We start from the raw sequence: 20,235 nt of genomic DNA, 5'->3' as shown, positions 1-20,235 counted from the left end.
AAAGAGTGCGTAAAAATCAAAGAAGCCACCAAGTCCTCCGCTTTATAAATTCCCAGTACGTCATATTCACCTTCACATAATGCATGACAGTGGCCAATATACCTGTTGATAGATGGCTATTTGTCGTATCAAAAATAATGAATTATCGCTGAGTTGTTCATTGCAATGATCTCATACGTCTCCTTTAATTGAGCTTTTATTCTAATTTGACTTGAATTCCTGAAATTTGAGCGTACACTTGTGCGCTCAAATTTAAGCTAACAGGTGTACGCTCAATTGAAACGAACATTACAGGCCGTCTCTAACAAGTTGTCACAATGGTTTTTACATCATCAAAGTTTTGCTGGGTATATTGAACCTGTGATACAGCACTTTAAACCCGCTTGGAGAGCCGACTTATATCGAGCTCATATCGAATGTGTGGAAAAAACGGCAGAACATTTTATTCGTATATCTTTACGGCCTGAGCGTAACTGGCCTACCCATTTGGCAGGACAACATATAAATATTACGGTTGAAATGAATGGCCGTTTATTGACGCGTACTTTTACGATTGCGTCTTGCCCATATGAGCGTGATAAGCAGGGCTGTATCTCGTTATTAATACGCGTTGACCTTAATGGGCGTTTTACAAGTCAACTCTCTGAACAACTGAAAAAAATTGCATGGGTCAATATATCGAAACCACAAGGCACGTTTGTTGTTCAATCTCTAAAAAAGCCTCTACTTATGATTGCGGGAGGCTCAGGAATAACGCCATTCGCAGCAATGCTTGCACAGCATTTGCGTGATATACAGGAGCCAGTTCGCTTGGTGTATTTTGCTAAAGCAGATCAGCATCAACTTGTTGAACAGCTAACTCAGCTTGAGACTGAGCACCGTAATTTTAGCTTTGAGTTATGTACGAGAGCACACAGTAAAGCATTATCCTATTACATATCAGTGAGCAAATTAGTGGATGTTTACTGCTGCGGACCGAATGAAATGCTACATGAGGTACAACAGGTGTGTGGTGATTTAGGACTAAAGTATTTTGACGAAGTGTTTGGTTTAAAACAAGCACCGACTGATCACAGTTTGGATACGGCAGCTGAGCATACTTTAAATGTTGATGGCCAAGTCATATCGGTTAATAGCAGCGATGTTCTACTTAAACAATTGGAAGAAAAAAATGTTGCTGTAACCCGAGGTTGTGGCATTGGGATCTGTCACCAGTGCCAATGTGTAAAAAGTAAAGGTGTGGTCAGAGATATTCGCACTGGCGCGCTATCTGATAGTGGCCATCAGTTGATCCAATTATGTATCTCACAGCCCGTTTCTGATTTGGAGGTCACGTTATGAGTTCAGTTAATTTTGACTTATTGGCTGAGGAGTTAGATGAAATAAAGCAACTCACGTTAGCCAAAGTAGGTCAGTATGATGCAGATCATATTAGACGGGTAATAAGAATTCAGCGCTATAGTGAGTGGTTAGGTCGCGCTCTGTTGCTATTAGGGTTTTGGCAACCAGTTATATGGTTGCTTGGCGTTGTTTTACTTGCATTGGCTAAAATACTAGACAATATGGAGATTGGTCATAATGTAATGCACGGTCAGTATGACTGGATGAATGACAAAAATATAAACTCCATGGCCTATGAGTGGGATATTGCATGTGATGGACAGAGCTGGCATCGAGTGCATAATTATGAACATCACACTTATACTAATATCATTGGCAAAGACAGAGATTTTGGTTACGGGCTATTAAGGCTGTCTGATGACTTTCAATGGCGTTTAAAGAACACTTGGCAGTTTTTTACCTATATAAATTTGAGTGTATTTTTTCAGTGGGGCGTGTCTTATCACGAACTTGCAGCTGAACGGGTTTTTTTGGGTAAGAAAAAACAGGATCGAGACTATAAAGTATCACACGCTATATTGAAACGGCGCTTTTTTAGCAAAGGAAGTCGGCAATTGGTGAAAGACTATGTATTGTTTCCATTGCTTGCAGGGCCGTTATTTTTATGGGTGCTCGGGGGCAATTTTCTGGCTAATTTACTACGTAACTTATGGACATCAACCATCATTTTTTGTGGCCATTTTACAGAGCAGACAAAAACGTTTAGTCAACAGCAATGCGAAAATGAAAGTCAAGGTCAATGGTACTATCGCCAAGCATTGGGATCGTCCAATATTCAAGGAGGTCGTACTTTTCATATATTAACAGGACATTTAAGTTTTCAAATAGAGCATCACTTATTCCCTGACTTACCTTCGTCCAGGTATCAAGAAGTCGCGCTGATGGTGCAGTCTGTCTTTGCACGTCATGGAATTGCATACAATACGGGCACATTTTTTTGCCAATATGGCTCTGTGCTGAAGCGGATCATGCGTTATTCATTTCCCTGATTGTACAACTAGATATTGCTACCGTTCCCACGGGGGGGTATTGGTTTACTTTTAACCAGCTTAAACGTACGAAATTAAGCTGGTTAGTACCGCACTGAATTGTCCCTCATATTGCAGTACATGATGTGTGTTTATATTTGTGGGCAGCACGCAGTAACAAGGAAAAATCCAGCATTTAAGGGGTATACTAACCTCAGCTCTGGATAAGCGAATTTGCCCAATAAAGCTATTTTTTCACTCTCGGCGTTGCTTTCATTTGTAATAGCCCGCTATTACTGCATAAAAGCGCCTTGATATTGAACAAAATATCATCATTGGATTATACGTAAGTTTATTTTTAAAACATTTTCTATTCCAAAACCCTTATCCAGAGCTGAGGTTAAGTAACCTCAGCTCTGGATAAGCGAATTTGCCCAATAAAGCTATTTTTTCACTCTCGGCGTTGCTTTCATTTGTAATAGCCCGCTATTACAAATGAAAGCGCCTTGATATTGAATAAAATATCATCATTAGATTGTACGTAAGTTTGTTTACAAAACATTTCCTATTCCAAAACCCTTATCCAAACCTGAGGTTATACTAGGTATCAATGACTTTCCTATAGTACGTTAAATATTCAATGTACTTTATTACATTGCGCTTTATTTCAATACCGGTGATGCGGCTTAATTCAAAGCGCACATATTGCTTCTCTGCCTATTTTTCCACTGCAAGACTCATGTAGATATCGTTTGGTTTATATTTGGCTAGGTTTGTCAAAACAATAGCTGTTTGTTTTTTGGATAAAATTAATTAGTAAAAATAAAGAACAATAAAACTAATGCAAGAACTGTTGTGAAGTGCCAATTTAATGTGAATGCAAATAAAGGATAAATAAAACTAATCCGATGCGATTATTCTGTATCTATTTAAATAAATGATATTTAACAGGTTTTGTGGTATTTGTTATTTCTAATTATGTGTTTTGAAAATATTTAGTTAAAAATTGTTAATTAATTTTGTTGATCTTAACTTTGGTTTGTAGTTAAAATAGGTTCAATTGATGCGGGGTGAGCCTGTCTTCAATGAAATAAGTTACTTAAAAAGGAAATTAAACATGAATAAAACTAATGCGTTATTATTGGCTTCAACATTATTCTCTGGGGCAAGTTTTGCATTAGCACAAAATGTAGAAGATACGGATGGATACGAGCGTTTGACTCAATATGCTTCTGGTCCGGTGGCTTCTGCGACAATTATCAGCGAATATGCACATCACTTAACAGTGGAGTTGTTACTAGCGCAAGATACCAGTTATTGCGATGTAGCGAATGTTTATTCGAACACGGGTGGTTGGAATAACAATGGTGAGCATGTTGCCAATACGCGTGTGACTATTGATACAAATAACCCTTCAAAGTTGACTGCGTCAGTGGCCATTCCAGAGCAGTTTTTATCTACAAACAAAAAGTTGCGCGTAAGTTGTTACGATGCACAAGGAACTGACTATAAAGTACAGGTTAATATCCCTGGTGCACCAGATGTGGATTGGCAAATTGATGTAACACCAAAAGGTGAGTTCGTTCACCAACCATATTCATTTGGTTACCACAGTGAGTATCACGTATCTAGCCGTTTAACAGTAAACAATCATAACAACCAAGCTTATTGTTCTGTTGTTGCTAATCGTGGTGTTGAGCTTGGTTTGTTTTCAGGCAAAGAGTCAAAAGGTCCATTCCATTCAGATGTATTCACTGCAAATAAAGATGTCGTTAATGTGCGTCAGCCAGTGTTATATCAGATCTTAGAATGTGAAAACGCGGCAGGAAAAACACTCGCTGTAAAAGTATTTAGCTTGACCGACCCCAATGGTATTTACTTGCTTGAAGACCAGTTAATCGTAAAATAATCGAATTGACTTAGTTTTAGTTATAGCGTTATAAAAATGCAAACACCCTCGGTGTCTGCATTTTTAACGTAAGAGGTTCGCTAATGCTTTATCTAAGTGGTTAAATCTAAATGAAAACTGACTATCAAGTAATTTTTTTGGTATAACAGTTTGTCCATATATCAGTAAATCAGCCATTTCCCCGAATAGTAGGCGTAATACAATCTTAGGCATTGGCAACACCGCAGGTCGCGACAGGGTACTCGCTAATATTTTTGTGAATTCTTGGTTACTGACAGGGTTGGGAGCCGTTGCATTAAAAGTACCAGACAGGTGTTGGTTATTAATTAAATGTAATATGATGTTCACTATGTCATCAATGTGGATCCAAGACATCATTTGTTGGCCATCGGCCATTTTTCCACCCAGACACAGCTTAAAGGCGGGTAACATCTTTGTAAGTGCCCCAGCATCTTGGCTCAATACAATTCCAGTACGCAATACACACACACGAGTGTTTCTTGACTCAGCACGACGAGCGGTTTGCTCCCATTCGTTACATAAGTGATGACTAAATTCTGGGTTGTAATCGTTGAACGTTTCATCAATCGTTATGTGGCTATTTTGTCTGCCATAGAAACCAATCGCACTGCCAGATATGAATGTATGAGGTGGGGTGGTGGCCTGCGTTATTTTAGTGACTAACTGCTGCGTTATATTGATACGACTTTCAGTAATGAGGTGTTTTTGTTTTGTTGACCAACGTTTTTCGGCGATAGGCTCGCCAGCTAGGTTAACCACAACGTCGACTGTGTCAAAGTTTATTGTCTCTAATGTTGAAATGCAGGTTACTTTACGACCAAATAGCGCTTGCGCGTTATCAACGTTACGGGTGAGGGCCGTCACTTTAAACTGCTGTGCTAAAAATCCACATAACTGCCTACCAATTAGCCCTGTTGCGCCTGTAACAAGTATTCTCATTTTTAATTATCTCCACTGAGAAAAGTATGCTGTGTATTTCAGTATACGAGATGATCGTACTATCGATCACCTTTCGCTCTATGCTGCTACAACTTTGGGATGGAATGATTTAGAATTAACAAAAAATTGTTAAGGAAATTCTGTGTCTTCTCTGTCAGGCCTAAACAAAAGTCTCGTTATTTTAGCGTCGTTATTTGTTGTACTTGCCGGTATTAAATTAGCAAGTGATATCGTGATCCCTTTTATTTTAGCTGCTTTTATCGCTATCATTTGTAATCCATTACTGAAGTTTTTTGCGCGTTTTCATATCCCAAAAGGGATCGCTATTGTATTGGTCATTTGCCTTATTACTGCAATTGGGATGAGCTTAGCAGGACTTGTTGGCCAATCTCTTACTGATTTTTCAAAGCAACTACCACAATATCGAGAGGAGTTACAAAATAAGTTTATTTGGACCGTGAATATTGCTGCACAATACAATATTTTGATAGATAAAAACCAACTTATTTCTTTATTCGACCCAGGTAAAATGATTGATATGGCCACTAATATGTTAACAGGCTTTGGTGGCGTTATGGCGAATGTGTTTTTAATCATATTGACGGTTGTGTTTATGTTGTTTGAGGCACCGATGTTAAGTAAAAAAGTACACTTGGCGTTGGATGATCCGCAAATGAAAATGCAACAAATCGACCGATTCTTAGACTCAATCAATTCTTACTTGGCGATAAAAACAATGGTGTCGTTGGCCACTGGATTCTTTGCTGGTTTGTTGCTGTGGGTATTAGGTGTAGATTACTTCGTACTGTGGGCGGTTGTGGCATTTCTTCTTAACTATATTCCTAATATTGGCTCAATGATTGCCGCTGTTCCAGCGGTGTTATTAGCATTGATCACCTTGGGGCCAATTGTGGCTGGTATTGTCGCCGTTGGTTACATCATAATAAATACGGTAATGGGCAGTATCATCGAACCTAAATTTATGGGCCGTGGCCTTGGGTTGTCGACACTCGTGGTGTTCTTGTCGTTGATCTTTTGGGGCTGGTTATTGGGCACCGTCGGCATGTTATTGTCAGTGCCTTTAACAATGGTAGTTAAGATAGCCCTTGAAGCGACCGAAGAAGGGCAGTGGTTAGCAACGATGCTTGGAAACGCGGAATAACATAACCGCGGATAGGCAAATTTAATAAAAATGTAAAGCCTTGCGGTGTATAACCATGCAGGGCTTTACCTTTCAAAATAAAGGCGGTGTGCCGATACGTGAGTGATAACCCATTGAAGATGAGCTGTATTTTCTGATTTTTCCTCACATCAAATCATGTTAACTAAAAACATATTAAATAAAAGCATTTTAAATAAAAAGCGAGCACCTACACCTGTAAGCACGGCGTACCTAGATAACGACAAAACGCAATCTTCTCAACCCTTTACCCTGATGAGTAAAATCAGGAAGCTAACAGCATTAGTACTGCTGGTTGCGCAGCGACCTTTCAGTAAGTTTACTGCGCTGTGAGTTAGTTTGGTTGTACATAATTTTGAGCTTTTTAGTAGTGATGATTTATATCAACACTAAAGCATAAAATCTATAGCATAAAATCTATTTGCTGTCTAACTCATAATGAGACATACTATTTCAACTCGAATAGAAAATGTCAATAGAATCAGATTTATCGAATGGACGAATTTAGTTTTGCACAAAAGCAGCGTTTAGCTTATATCGACTTTAAGCTTTATTTTACTGGCATGGTAACGCGCAGTGAAATAGTCAGTCATTTCGAATTAGGCCTTGCCGCAGCAACCAGAGATTTGAAGTTCTACAAAGACAATGCACCTGAGAATATGGCGTATGACAACGTAGAAAAGAAATACTTCATCACCACGCAATTCAAGCCCATATTTAAACACGATGCACGCCGCACGCTCATTAAGTTAGCGAATAACATAAGCGATGGCTTTGATTCTATTGGTGATACGTCATTCCCTATTGAATCACCAAGCCCGTTAAACGTGCCTGATATTGATATTATCGCTAAGCTATCTCAAGCTATTATCAACCATAAGCCCATTAGCGTTATATATACATCTTTAAGCAGCGGCTCGGGTGCAAGAGAGTTAGTGCCTCACTCAATAGTAGATAATGGCTTACGTTGGCATTTAAGGGCGTATGATCGCAAATCAAAGTCATTCAGAGACTTTGTGTTAACTCGCATTACTAAAGTTACAATTCTGGCACAGACACCATCTCCTGAAGAAGATAAGTTAGAAGATCATCAATGGATGCGAATGGTGCCTTTACAAATTATTCCGCACCCAAATAACGTTAAACATCCAACCGCTATTAAACTCGACTTTGGCATGGATAAAGGCATATTAGAAGTCAATGTGCGTGCAGCAATGGCTGGTTATTTACTGAGACGGTGGAACGTGGACTGTTCTGAAAGTGCTTCACTTTCAGGCCCAGAATATCAGCTTTATTTACAGAATATACAAACATTATACGGTGCAGAAAATCTCGCAATTGCACCTGGTTATCAACAAGAATTGAAGTCACCAAATTATGGATAAAATAACGCTCTCCCAGTTAGAGCAATACCTCTCAAAAGCCGCATGGATCTTAAAAGGTCCTGTTGATGCTTCTGATTTTAAAGTTTACATATTCCCGCTACTTTTCTTTAAGCGTATTTCAGATGTTTACGATGAAGAATATCGTGTAGCACTTGAAGAGTCAGATGGCGATGAAGAATACGCAGCCCTACCAGAAATGCACCGTTTTGAAATACCAGACGGTTGTCATTGGCAAGATGTGCGTGAAACTACCACAAACGTTGGTGCAGCTATAGAAAACGCTTTACGTGGTATAGAGCAAGCTAACCAAGAATTCCTTTACGGTATATTTGGTGATGCTCAATGGAGCAACAAAAATAAGCTTTCTGATGCATTACTGATAAACCTTATCGAGCACTTTTCACAATACACATTAGGTAATCAAAAAGTTGACCCAGATATGCTGGGTAATGCTTACGAATACCTAATTAAGCACTTTGCGGATTTAACCAATAAAAAAGCCGGTGAATTCTACACACCACGCTCGGTTGTGCATTTGCTAGGTATGATCTTAGACCCGCATGAAGGTGAAACTATCTACGATCCAGCCTGCGGTACAGGGGGAATGTTACTTGAGTGTGTTGATCACCTTAAAGACAACAAAGAAGATTATCGAACGCTTAAATTATATGGTCAAGAAAAGAACCTTACATCAAGCTCAATTGCTCGTATGAACATGTTCTTACATGGTATTGAAGACTTTGAAATCTTACGTGGTGATACCTTACATCATCCAGCCTTTTTTGAAGCTGATGGTCTTAAAACCTTTGATTGTGTAATAGCTAATCCACCTTTTTCTTTAAAAGATTGGGGCGCTGAAAACTGGGCCAATGATCCATACGGCAGAAACATAGCTGGCGTACCACCAAAAGGTAATGGTGATATGGCTTGGGTGCAACACATGGTTAAATCCATGAACAGTACTGGCCGTATGACAGTTGTATTACCACATGGTGCATTATTCAGGAAAGCAGCCGAAGGTAAAATTCGTAAACAACTCCTTGAACAAGACATGCTTGAAGCCGTTATCGGTTTGGGCCCTAACGTATTCTACGGTACACAACTAGCTGCGTGTGTCATGGTGTTTAAACAAAACAAGCCTGCCGATAAAAAAGGCAAAGTATTGTTTATAGATGCCTCTGACCAAATTAGAGTAGGTAGAGCACAAAACTTCCTAGAGCCTAATCACGTTCAACAAATTTACGACTGGTATCACAATTATCAAGATGTGGAAAACTACGTCAAAGTAGCTTCAATGGATGAGTTAAAAGAAAACGACTTTAACTTAAACATCCCGCTATACGTTGAAAAAATAATTGAAGATAACCTGCCATCAGTAGAAGAAGCGATGGCAGATTTGAAACAAGCATGGCAGGCAAGCCTTGAAGCTGAAGAAAAGTTTAAAAGTGTTTTAAAGGGTTTTCTTTAAATGAATAAACACTTAAATATTTTTAAAACCTACGCTAAAGGCAATCGAAGTTATCAATTAGAAAATGACTTAACAAGAGCCTTGGCAATATGTTTACAAGAAGATGCGCTCTTTTGTCATGAGGTGTTGAAAACCATTATTGATGACGCTGATTTATATAATCAGTTATTCGAAGATCTTGATGGTGACACCAATATTCAAATCGAAATACAAAAAGCCACAAGCAATATTGGCGATTTCGAGAAAGTATTTGCTGTTTCGCTAAGTGAAAGCTTAATGTCTAATTTTTGGCAGCAAACTCATAACTCAGAATACGATCCCATTTGTGATTTGGTAATAACCATTAATAATATTTTAATTGTTATTGAAGCTAAAAGAGACAATATCGATTGTACAGCTCAGCTATATAACCAAATATTGAATATTTTTAACCACCAAAGCAAACGTATTGAAGATAATAAAGAAATCGTAACGCCATTTGACTTGAACTGGAAAAAATTAATGGCAATCGCTGTTAAAGTTGCCAGCTTTGAAAAGACGACTGGTAACAGTAATAGATTCCTCAACGACTTCATCCAGCTTGTGAAAGGTCACAACTACAGTTGGTTGCCTGAAACACCAATTGGCTCTTTAAAAAATATTAGTTCTAAGTCTATATACCGAAGAGTTGAGTCGGCAGTTAATCAGTTTTGTAAAAATGATGAAACGGTTGAAAAGCTCTCATATAACGACAGGCTAGGTACTAACTTTTCAAAAGGCTGGTCAAACGAATTACTGTTTAGAGTCGATAAAAATTCTGGTGACTTAGTGGTTGATATATACCCAGGTAACACTAAAGGGCAAGGCAGGCATATTTTCCAACAAGAACCATTATTTGCTGAATACTTATTTGTCGGTGATGAATCATATTCAACGACTACAGAGTATCACATTAAATTTATGGGGCAGTCATACATAACTGGCTTATGGTTAACCGATAGTGATTTTAGAAAGCCGCTACATACTAAGCAAAACTTCAATAAACACACTGGCAGAATATACAGAGACGACTGGCACGTAATTGAAGATCTACTAGATCAACATATAACTACGGACTGGAAAAGTCAGTGTAACTGGCAAGATAAAATTATTAATTCCAACAGGTCATTATTTAATATTGCCTTTGGCTACCATATTTCAATCAACGTTCCATTTAAAAAATTAGCGCAGCTCGATAAAAGTCATAACGATATAACGCCATTAGCTAACTTTATTGAAAGCATTTACAAAGCGTTTGAAACAAAATTAATTACAGAGGAAGCATCCTCATGATGACTCAGCAAGAATTAGAAAAATACCTTTGGGGCGCAGCTACTGCTCTCAGAGGCACCATCGATGCGGGTGATTACAAGCAATACATTTTCCCACTCATGTTCTTTAAACGTATCTCTGATGTTTACGATGAAGAGTTTAACAACGCCTTAGCAGAAAGTGATGGTGATTTAGAATACGCCGCCTTTGCTGAAAATCATCATTTTCAAGTGCCTGATGGTGCTCACTGGAAAGATGTACGTGAAACTACCACCAACATTGGTCTAGCTCTGCAAAACGCCATGCGTGCCATTGAAAAGGCCAATCCAGATACCTTAGAAGGTATTTTTGGTGATGCCAGTTGGACCAATAAAGACCGTCTTTCAGATGCCATGCTCACCAACTTAATTGAGCATTATTCACAGCACACGCTTGATTTAAAAAATGTGCCAGACGACAAGCTAGGTAATGCTTACGAGTACTTAATTAAAGAGTTTGCTGATGATAGCGGCCATACCGCAGCAGAGTTTTACACCAACCGTACCGTGGTTAAATTAATGACCATGATAATGGACCCACAACCTGGTGAGTCAGTGTACGACCCTACCTGTGGCTCGGGTGGTTTATTGCTTAACTGTGCCTTGCACCTTAAAGATGAAGGCAAAGAATACCGCACCCTTAAATTATACGGCCAAGAGATTAACCTATTAACCTCAGCTATTGCTCGTATGAACATGTTTATGCATGGTATTGAAGAGTTCGATATTGTTCGTGGTAATACCTTAAGTAATCCAGGCTTGCTTGAAGATGATGAGCTGAAAAAATTCAACGTAATTCTCGCTAACCCGCCGTATTCGATAAAATCATGGGATCGCAAAGCATTCGAAAGCGACCCGCATGGTCGAAATGTGTGGGGCACACCACCGCAGGGTTGTGCTGATTATGCCTTTCAACAGCATATTCAGAAGAGCCTTGATTTAGGTAATGGCCGTTCAATTTCATTATGGCCACACGGTATTCTATTCCGTGATTCTGAAGCTGAAATACGTAGAAGTATGATAGAGCAAGACCAAGTTGAATGTGTTATTGGTCTTGGGCCTAACCTGTTTTATAACTCGCCTATGGAAGCCTGTTTGTTAATTACTAAAACAAACAAAGAGGAAAATAAAAAAGATAAAATCTTGTTCATTAATGCGGTGAAAGAAGTAAGACAAGATAAAAACATTGGCTACCTAGACCAAGTTCATATCGATAAAATATTTAATGCTTACAGTAAGTTTGAAAGTGAAGAAAACTTTGCTGTGTTAGTTGAGAAACAAGAAGTACTAGATAAAAAAGCAAATATGGCCATTAACCTTTATATTCGACCTGATTCATTAGTGAACAGTGAATACGCTTGTTTTGCAACAGCATATCAAGAATGGCAACAGTCATCAGATAACCTAAAACTGTCAATGGAAAAGTTATTTAAGGAGCTAGTGTAATGTTAGACATGGAAGCTATTAAGAACTTTTCTATCGATAAATCAGACTGGAAAAAGGTTAAGTTTGGCGATGTGGTATTTGAGCCAAAAGAGTCAGTTAAAGATCCTGTAGCTGAAGGCATCAAACATGTTGTAGGTCTAGAACATATCACTAGCGAAGACATACATTTGCGCCGTTCAGCTGGCATTGAAGAAAGTACAACTTTCACAAAGAAGTTTAGTCAACGTGATGTGTTATTTGGCCGAAGACGAGCTTATTTAAAGAAGGCCGCTAAAGCTAATTTTGAAGGAATCTGTTCCGGCGATATCACCGTAATGCGAGCAGTTGAAGAGCTACTAATACCTGAACTATTACCCTTTATTGTAAATAATGATCGTTTTTTTGATTATGCTGTACAACACTCTGCTGGGGGGTTATCTCCAAGAGTTAAGTTTAAAGACCTATCAAATTTTGAATTATCTCTCCCGGTAAAAACAAAACAAAAAGATTTATTACAACTACTTAATTCATTAGATAGTTTAATTGAAAATAATAAATTACTTACTTCTCAGCTTAAAAAAAACTTAATCACAATAAGAGAAAAGAATTTATGTTCAAGTGACTTTGAAAAAGTTCGCTTAGCTCATGTTTTAGACAATATTATTGCAGGGAAAAGCCTAAATGGAGAGAATATTCCAGTATCTAATGAAGAAAAAGGAGTATTAAAAGTTAGCGCTGTAGGAGCAGAAGGGTTTGTTTGTAATGAAAATAAGCGATTGATAAATCAAAAAGAATATATTCCAAAACATTCAGTAAAGGCCGGCGATGTACTAATAACTAGGGCTAATACTACTGAGTTAGTTGGAAGGGTATGTCTCGTAAGCAAAAGCTACCCAAACCTAATGCTTTCAGACAAAACTTTGAAGCTGAACTTCTTGAGTGAGAAGGTGGATAAAGTATACATATCGGAAGTTCTAAATAGTCTTTTGTGTAGAAATCAAATTGAAGCATTTGCAACTGGTACAGGTGGGGCAATGAAAAATATCTCACAACAAGAAATCAGGTCCTTAAAAGTACCGATGCCACCAGTTAAAATGCAGCAAGAGTATGGAAGAAATATTACAAGTATCCGTAATACAATTCAGCAAAGCGTATTATATGGCGAAAAATTATTTCAAATAAGAAGTGACTTAATAAACAAGGTGTTTTAGGTATGGGATTTACCGAATTAAATAGTGTGGAACACTACATCATTCATCAAATGACTGGCATTAATTTAAACGCCTCTCATGGTCAGAATGAGGTTTCAGAACCAAAGCCAAAAACATTTGGTGTTCAGTGGAAGTTTCAATCACCAGAGCAATTAAGCCGCGGTGTTAATGAGGTTCTAGTTGAATCAGAATTAGTTAAAGCGTTAGTTCGCCTTAATCCAGAGATTGAAGCTAATCCAAATTTGGCTGATGAAGTAATACATAAACTCCGTGCTATTTTAATTTCGGTAAATCAAGTTGGCTTAGTAAAAGCCAATGAAGAATTTTTCGCTTGGATGACAGGAGAAAAAACCATGCCGTTTGGCGAAAACAATCGCCATGTGTCAGTAAACTTAATCGACTTTGATGACTTAACTCGTAACGATTATGTGGTAACTAACCAGTTCCGTATTCATCATAGAGAAACGAAAATACCTGATGTGGTATTAATGATTAACGGCATTCCGGTAGTGGTGGGTGAAGCGAAAACACCAATACGCCCATCGGTAAGTTGGTTAGACGGTGCTCATGAAGTACACAGCATTTATGAAAATGCCGTATCGCAATTGTTTGTGCCGAATATTTTATCTTTTGCTACTGAAGGTAAAGAGCTGTTTTACGGTGCTATTCGTTGCCCGCTAGAGTTTTGGGCTCCTTGGCGCACAGAAGAGGATGATAGCCAAATTTCAAAAGCACTAGGCTTAGCTGAAATAGGTAAAGAGCTGACTGATTTATTAAGCCCAGCACGCTTGCTCGATATAATGCGTAACTTCTCATTATTTACTACCAACAAAAAGAAACAACGTATTAAGGTAATTCCTCGCTTTCAGCAATATGAGGGTGCCAATAAAATTGTTGAGCGAGTGATTGAAGGCAAAATCAAAAAAGGTTTAATTTGGCATTTTCAAGGCTCAGGTAAATCATTGTTAATGGTGTTTGCTGCTCAAAAACTTCGCCGTGCTGCCCAACTTAAAAGCCCAACCGTTATTGTATTAGTTGATCGAACCGATTTAGATACCCAAATTAGCGGTACGTTTAATGCGGCTGATGTCGCTAATGTGGAATCAACCGATAGCATTAAAGAATTACAACGAATGCTTGAGCGTGATACCCGTAAGATCATTATCTCAATGATCTACAAGTTCCGTGATGCCAAACCTAATATGAATGATAGGGAAAACATCATTGTATTAGTGGATGAAGCGCATCGCACCCAAGAAGGTGATTTAGGCCGTCAGATGCGTGCTGCTTTACCTAATGCCTTTTTATTTGGTTTAACCGGTACGCCAGTAAACAAAGCCGATAAAAATACCTTTTGGGCTTTTGGCGCAGAAGAAGATAAAGGCGGCTATATGTCGCGTTATACCTTCCATGACTCTATTCGTGATGAAGCCACATTACCATTGCACTTTGAACCTCGTTTGGTTGATGTGCATGTTGATACTCAAGCCATTGACCAAGCCTTTGCCGAATTTAAAGAAAGCGCAGCATTAAGTGATGAAGAAGCTGATGAGTTAAATAAGAAATCAGCCAAAATGTCAGCCTTCTTAAAATCACCGGAGCGTGTTGCCAAAATAGTTAAAGATATTGCTGAACACTTTAAAGATAAAGTAGCGCCACAAGGCTTTAAGGGCATGATAGTTACACCAGACAGACATGCCTGTGTGCAATATAAAGAAGAGCTAGATAACTACTTCCCAGAGGAAGCCAGTAAGGTGGTTATTTCAACCACGGCAAATGATGACTTTGAGTTTAAGCAAAAGTGGGGCGTTGATAAAAGCCAACAAGAAAAGATTGTTGATGAGTTTAATGATGCAAAATCTGAGCTTAAATTTATAATTGTTACCGCTAAGCTATTAACTGGGTTTGATGCACCGATTTGTCAAACCATGTATTTAGACAAGTCGTTAAAAGACCATACCTTGTTACAGGCAATCTGTCGTACCAACCGTTTATATCCGCAAAAAACATTCGGCTGTATTGTTGATTACTTTGGCGTATTTGATGATGCCGCAAAAGCGTTAGAGTTTGATGAAGAAAGCGTTCAGCAGGTTATTACTAACTTAGGCGACTTACGTTCTCGTTTACCACAAGCAATGACTGATGCGTTAAAGCACTTTGATGGGGTAGATAGAACCCTTGATGGTTTTGAAGGCTTAGAAGCAGCGCAAAACGCCATTAGTACAGATGATAAAAAAGACGCTTTTGCCAAAGACTTTAAGTACTTATCAAAACTTTGGGAGTCGTTATCGCCAGATAACATCTTAGACCCATACAACCAAGACTATAAATGGTTAGCGCAAGTCTTTGAGTCGGTAAAACCAGCCTCAGACAACGTAGGTAAAATGTTGTGGTTAGCGCTTGGGGCTCAAACCACTCAGTTAATTCATGAAAACATTCATGTAGGTGAAGTACATACCCTAGACGAGTTTGTACTTGATGCTGATGTCATTGAAAGCATCTTCAATAACCCTGATCCAAAAAAGATTAAACAACTCGAAAAAGACTTAATTCAACGCTTTAAAAAACACGGTGGCAATGCTGAATTTAAAAAGCTCAGTAAACGTTTAGAAGAACTGCGTGATAAAGCCGAAAAAGGGTTAATTACCTCAATAGAATTCGTCAAAGAGCTTTGTGCTATTGCTAAAGATACTGTTTCAGCCGAAAAAGACTTACAGCAAGAAGTACAAGAAAAGTCACCCAAAGCGGCACTAACTGACTTGTTCTTAGAACTGAAAAACGATGAAACACCTGCGGTAGTAGAGCGCATAGTTACCGACATAGATGCCATCGTTCGCATAGTAAACTTCCCTGGCTGGCAAAACACCACCGGCGGCGAACGCGAAGTACAAAAGTCACTGCGTAAAGCCTTACTAAAATATAAATTACATAAAGACCAAGTGCTATTTGATAGGGCATATGGCTACATAAAGGAATATTACTAAGATGACAGCGATCTCTTTACCCTTACCGGGCAATGTGCTGCACACAGAAGAACAAGTTTTAGAGTTTGATAAAATCGCTACTTTTATTGGTGGAAACGGCTCAGGTAAATCATCAATTCTTAAGTCAATATTTGATGAAAAACTGAAGTCAGCAAGCACGCTATATCAAGATTACAAGATTGTCTGTTTCTCCTCTGGACAGAATGAGAGTTACTCTGAACGCTTTGCTCGGTATTTAAATACTGAGCGAACAAATAAAAGAGCTTTGAGTTTAGATTGTTTTTACTATGACAAATCGCTAGCCAAACTTTTGATTTTTTTATCTACTACAGGTAATCAAAATGGTTTAGTTCGTAGGTTTTTAAAGCAAAATAGTTACATTATAGAGAGTGAATACGAAGAAGATAATTCAACTAAAATCTCATTTGATATCAAAGTAGATAGAGCCTATACAAACCTTGTAGAGCAAGCTCATAAAGACGAATCCAATGGTAACTCCGACGTAATTACAAATAAAGCTTACCACCAAACTCTTAGTAACTTTATTACTACGTTAGTTGACGACGACTATGATTTTAGTGAGCCTCTCGAGCAAAGAACCGTCCAGCTAGACCAAAATACAATATCTAAAGTGTCTTTTGAAACAGATGAACATACGTCTTTTGATTCAAAAATAATGTTTTTTACTCAAGCCGCTGATAACAATTATTTCATTGTAAAGAACAGTTTTGATATCAAGTTTTCGAAAGTGGCCGAAGGAGAAGACGAGAAGTTACTTCGCTTAGAAGATATGAGTGATGGTGAGTATCAACTACTATTTCTTTACGCACTGGTTGACTTATTTGACAGAGAAAACACATTGTTCTTGTTTGATGAGGCAGACTCTCATCTACATTATAAAAACATAGATCACTTATGGACTACTTTTAACGGGATAAGCGGTAAAGCAATTACTACAACGCATTTATTAGACTCCATTTCTAAGTCTGGTATCGAAAGACTAAAAGTTGTTGAAAATGGAGAAATTAAAACTGGAGAGAAAATAAGCTACCTCGCTTCTCGCCTTACAGAATTATCGGAAATTAATAGTACACAACTAAAAGCTATGTCACTTGCTAAGAATATCGTCTTTATGGATTGTGAGGACGATTGGATCATATTCAAACTATTAGCGATTCGTAAGTTAGCTGAAAATCAAAATGAAGCAGCCCAAATTAGTCAGTTCTTGAACAAGTTTGTGGTGATCAAACAAGAATCAGGCTTTGAAAAGAACTCTCAAGTATTCGCTGACAAAAAATTAATGCGTTTAGCCAATTTTGTGAGTTATTTGGAAGGCCATCCTCATAATACTAAGAATGTTTACATGATCTGTGACCGAGACGAGTTTCCATTGACTAATATTGGGACAGCTAAATGCGCTCTGTTAGTTCAGCAAAATGGAATTCAAAAATTCAATAAGAATAATTTAATCTCTCATTTACTATCTTGGAAAAGAAGAGAAATTAAGCATTACCTCGTGTGCCCTTCTGCTTTGAATGAAAGCAATGATGCTCTGAATGAATCACTAGATTTGGGTGTGAAAACTAAGTTGCAGGATGGTCAAACAGGAGATTATTCAACGGAGGGAAATTATAATGGCAAATTGGCTTCAGTTGAGTCCGGCATTATTAAGGAAATAATAGATCCATACGTAAAAAATGAAACTGGCTTTTGTGTAAATAGAACTCAAAGCTTTGTTAATTCAATACCTAAAGCAGAAATAAGCGAAGATATCGTAAACCTGTACAATTACCTGGTGATTACGAATGAATAATTACAAGAACAAACTAGCTAATCTAACCGAATTAATTAGGAAGGATTCAGCTATCAACAACGCGATTGATGCTGTAGAACAGCTTTCTCTAATACTACTTATTAAATACTTCTATGACATTATCTTGGTAGATACACCTAGAACAAGGCATGTAAGCTCATTCAGAAATTTATTTAATGTTGATGATGTTTATGGTTCTAGAGATACAGCAATTGATTTTTATACACTTAGGCGGACACTTGAGGATATTGTTAACGATATTGATTCGAATGAGATTGAACTGATAGAAGATAGCTTAGCATTTAATACATGGAAAATTGTTGACAAGCTGCTCAATGAAATTCCGTTCAGAATTCGTTCTAGTAAAATATTGAATGAAGTCTTATTTAGGCTGGAAAATATCGACATTTTAGAATGTTTGACAAACGAGTTTGATGAACTGATATCAAGTATGGTGAAAAGCTCCAAAGCATCTGGTGCTTTTTATACACCAAAATCTCTAATTGATGCCTTAGTAAAAGTTACAAAACCTAAGGTAAACGATAGCGTTTACGATCCTGCAATGGGGACGGCACGCACATTTGTTGCGACTAAAGAGTTTTTGTCATCGAATAATGATAGCTCACGATTGAAAGTAAAAGGCAATGATATTAATCCTTTCGCATATTTGATCGGAGTGTTGAATTTACTAGTTAATAATATAGATATTAGTGATATTTCTCTGTCAGATTCATTGTTGACTCAGGGTCATTCAAAATATGATGTGATTATTTCTGGTATCCCTTTTGGTATAGTTAGTGAATTTAGTAGATATGAATATGCATATCATGGCTACCAAGGAAACTTGGAAGCTATGTTTCTAAAACATACTATGGATAAGCTAAATATCAATGGGCGAGCTGCTTTAATTGTGCCAGAAGGAGTTCTATTTAACGGTACTAATCACTTAGATTCGCTAAGGTACCAATTGCTAACCCAATTTAACCTACATTCCATTTTGAGTCTTCCAAACGGTACATTAGCACCATATACGGGCGTAAAAGTAAGCGTATTGTTTTTTGATAAAACACCACCGGGTAAAGACATCTGGTTTTACGACTTGGCAACAAATAAAAACATTAATAAAAGAACACCTATTAAGGAAGATGATTTTTCTGAATTCATATCATTATTTGAAAGTAGAGAAATATGTGACCGCGCTTGTCTAATAGACAAAGAGCTATTATTAAACAATAAATCGTACAACCTCTCAATTTCTTTACCAAATAAAGAAGAAGCCATTAAATTTGATAAATCGGAAACTATTGAAGAGTTAAAAACTGAAAATTCTAAGTTAACTCGCTCAATTGCTAATTACTTTGACATCACATCTCGAAATATAAGTGTCGGTTATTCAGAGCCTAGAATTATTAAAAGCATAGGTAAGTTAAGAACAGGAGACAACCTTACAAAATCTGAACTATTAGAAAACGGGAGATTTCCTGTTTATGGAGGCAATGGAATCATCGGATATTTCGAAGAAGCAAATAGGCATGAAAATACGATTATCATAGGCAAAGTAGGGCTGTATTGCGGAAACATTCACTTTTCGGAAGAGCCGTTCTGGCTTACAAATAATGCTATCAGTCTAGAAGTTATCGACACGTCTAATGTGTTTATCCCATATTTAGCCCATTTGTTGAGAGGGCTAGATTTGAATAAACTATCTACCGGGGCAGTTCAAAAATTTTTATCAATTAAGCAATTAAATGATATTGAAGTCTCATTACCAAGTTATAAAAAGCAAGTTGAACTGAGTAACTGGTTTAGTGAATTGGAGGACAGTAAAACCTCAATTCAAGAACTTTTATCTGCATTTAATGATGAGCTTGGTTTAATTACTAAGAATATAATCGTAGAAAAAGCTATAAAACATTAGGTTTTGTTGGGGTAAACATGGACTGGTTGACAGACACTAACTCATTAATGGACTTCCCAGACTTTGCTAGACACTCAATGAGTTACATTGTAACTTCTAATAAAAGGTGTTTTTATGAGCAAAAGTAAACGCTATACCCAAGAGTTTAAAGAAGCAGCTGTTAAACAAATTACTGAGCGTGGATACTCAGTTGCAGAAGTCGCTGAGCGATTAGATGTTTGTACCAAAACGTTATACCACTGGCGGAGCCAGTTATCAGATAAACCTAAATCTGTTCAATCTTCC

The 20,235-nt window shown here is 37.7% G+C and carries 14 protein-coding genes; 13 read left to right on the top strand and 1 reads right to left on the bottom strand.

Annotated features, from left to right (window positions below; all coding sequences use genetic code 11):
• The first annotated feature begins 276 nt into the window (after positions 1 to 276).
• The 3 genes from J8L98_RS23830 to J8L98_RS23820 all read left to right on the top strand — a co-directional run bounded on the left by J8L98_RS23830 (position 277) and on the right by J8L98_RS23820 (position 4,278).
• Complete coding sequence (locus tag J8L98_RS23830; protein WP_210998537.1) at positions 277 to 1,341, top strand: iron-sulfur cluster-binding domain-containing protein; 1,065 nt, start codon at positions 277 to 279, stop codon at positions 1,339 to 1,341.
• Positions 1,338 to 2,390: an acyl-CoA desaturase gene (locus J8L98_RS23825; protein ID WP_210998536.1), complete on the top strand. Its 1,053-nt coding sequence runs from the start codon at positions 1,338 to 1,340 to the stop codon at positions 2,388 to 2,390. The genes J8L98_RS23830 and J8L98_RS23825 overlap by 4 nt, the downstream gene beginning before the upstream one ends.
• A 1,096-nt stretch (positions 2,391 to 3,486) precedes the next feature.
• Positions 3,487 to 4,278 (top strand): hypothetical protein, encoded by a 792-nt coding sequence (locus tag J8L98_RS23820; RefSeq protein ID WP_192507646.1) that lies wholly within the window; start codon positions 3,487 to 3,489, stop codon positions 4,276 to 4,278.
• A gap of 63 nt (positions 4,279 to 4,341) precedes the next feature.
• Here J8L98_RS23820 and J8L98_RS23815 read toward each other — a convergent pair whose 3' ends face one another.
• A complete protein-coding gene (locus J8L98_RS23815; protein WP_210998535.1) occupies positions 4,342 to 5,238 on the bottom strand; it encodes a TIGR01777 family oxidoreductase in 897 nt (298 codons plus the stop codon).
• A 142-nt stretch (positions 5,239 to 5,380) separates the two neighbouring features.
• Here J8L98_RS23815 and J8L98_RS23810 point away from each other — a divergent pair, with 142 nt between their 5' ends.
• From J8L98_RS23810 to J8L98_RS23765, 10 genes are all read left to right on the top strand, one after another.
• Positions 5,381 to 6,400 (top strand): AI-2E family transporter, encoded by a 1,020-nt coding sequence (locus tag J8L98_RS23810; protein WP_210998534.1) that lies wholly within the window; start codon positions 5,381 to 5,383, stop codon positions 6,398 to 6,400.
• A 512-nt stretch (positions 6,401 to 6,912) separates the two neighbouring features.
• Complete coding sequence (locus J8L98_RS23805) at positions 6,913 to 7,803, top strand: WYL domain-containing protein (RefSeq protein WP_210998533.1); 891 nt, start codon at positions 6,913 to 6,915, stop codon at positions 7,801 to 7,803.
• Positions 7,796 to 9,271 (top strand): class I SAM-dependent DNA methyltransferase, encoded by a 1,476-nt coding sequence (locus J8L98_RS23800; protein ID WP_210998532.1) that lies wholly within the window; start codon positions 7,796 to 7,798, stop codon positions 9,269 to 9,271. The genes J8L98_RS23805 and J8L98_RS23800 overlap by 8 nt, the downstream gene beginning before the upstream one ends.
• Entirely contained in the window at positions 9,272 to 10,582 is a 1,311-nt protein-coding gene (locus J8L98_RS23795; RefSeq protein WP_210998531.1) for a hypothetical protein, read from the top strand.
• The gene (locus J8L98_RS23790; protein WP_247682682.1) at positions 10,579 to 12,045 is read left to right on the top strand and encodes a class I SAM-dependent DNA methyltransferase; all 1,467 of its coding nucleotides are present in this window, start codon (positions 10,579 to 10,581) and stop codon (positions 12,043 to 12,045) included. The genes J8L98_RS23795 and J8L98_RS23790 overlap by 4 nt, the downstream gene beginning before the upstream one ends.
• Entirely contained in the window at positions 12,045 to 13,235 is a 1,191-nt protein-coding gene (locus tag J8L98_RS23785; protein ID WP_210998530.1) for a restriction endonuclease subunit S, read from the top strand. Before J8L98_RS23790 ends, J8L98_RS23785 begins: the two co-directional genes overlap by 1 nt.
• Positions 13,236 to 13,237: 2 nt before the next feature.
• Positions 13,238 to 16,219 (top strand): HsdR family type I site-specific deoxyribonuclease, encoded by a 2,982-nt coding sequence (locus J8L98_RS23780; RefSeq protein ID WP_210998529.1) that lies wholly within the window; start codon positions 13,238 to 13,240, stop codon positions 16,217 to 16,219.
• Position 16,220: 1 nt separating this feature from the next.
• Positions 16,221 to 18,032 carry an AAA family ATPase gene (locus tag J8L98_RS23775; RefSeq protein ID WP_210998528.1) on the top strand — a complete coding sequence of 604 codons (1,812 nt, stop codon included), beginning with the start codon at positions 16,221 to 16,223 and terminating at the stop codon, positions 18,030 to 18,032.
• Positions 18,025 to 19,950: an N-6 DNA methylase gene (locus J8L98_RS23770; protein WP_210998527.1), complete on the top strand. Its 1,926-nt coding sequence runs from the start codon at positions 18,025 to 18,027 to the stop codon at positions 19,948 to 19,950. Before J8L98_RS23775 ends, J8L98_RS23770 begins: the two co-directional genes overlap by 8 nt.
• Before the next feature lie 114 nt (positions 19,951 to 20,064).
• The coding region (locus J8L98_RS23765; RefSeq protein ID WP_210998538.1) for a transposase at positions 20,065 to 20,235 on the top strand (171 nt) is incomplete at its 3' end.

Source organism: Pseudoalteromonas sp. MMG013, from assembly GCF_018100885.1.
GTDB lineage: Bacteria > Pseudomonadota > Gammaproteobacteria > Enterobacterales > Alteromonadaceae > Pseudoalteromonas > Pseudoalteromonas aurantia.
This window is presented reverse-complemented; position numbering and strand designations above follow the sequence as displayed.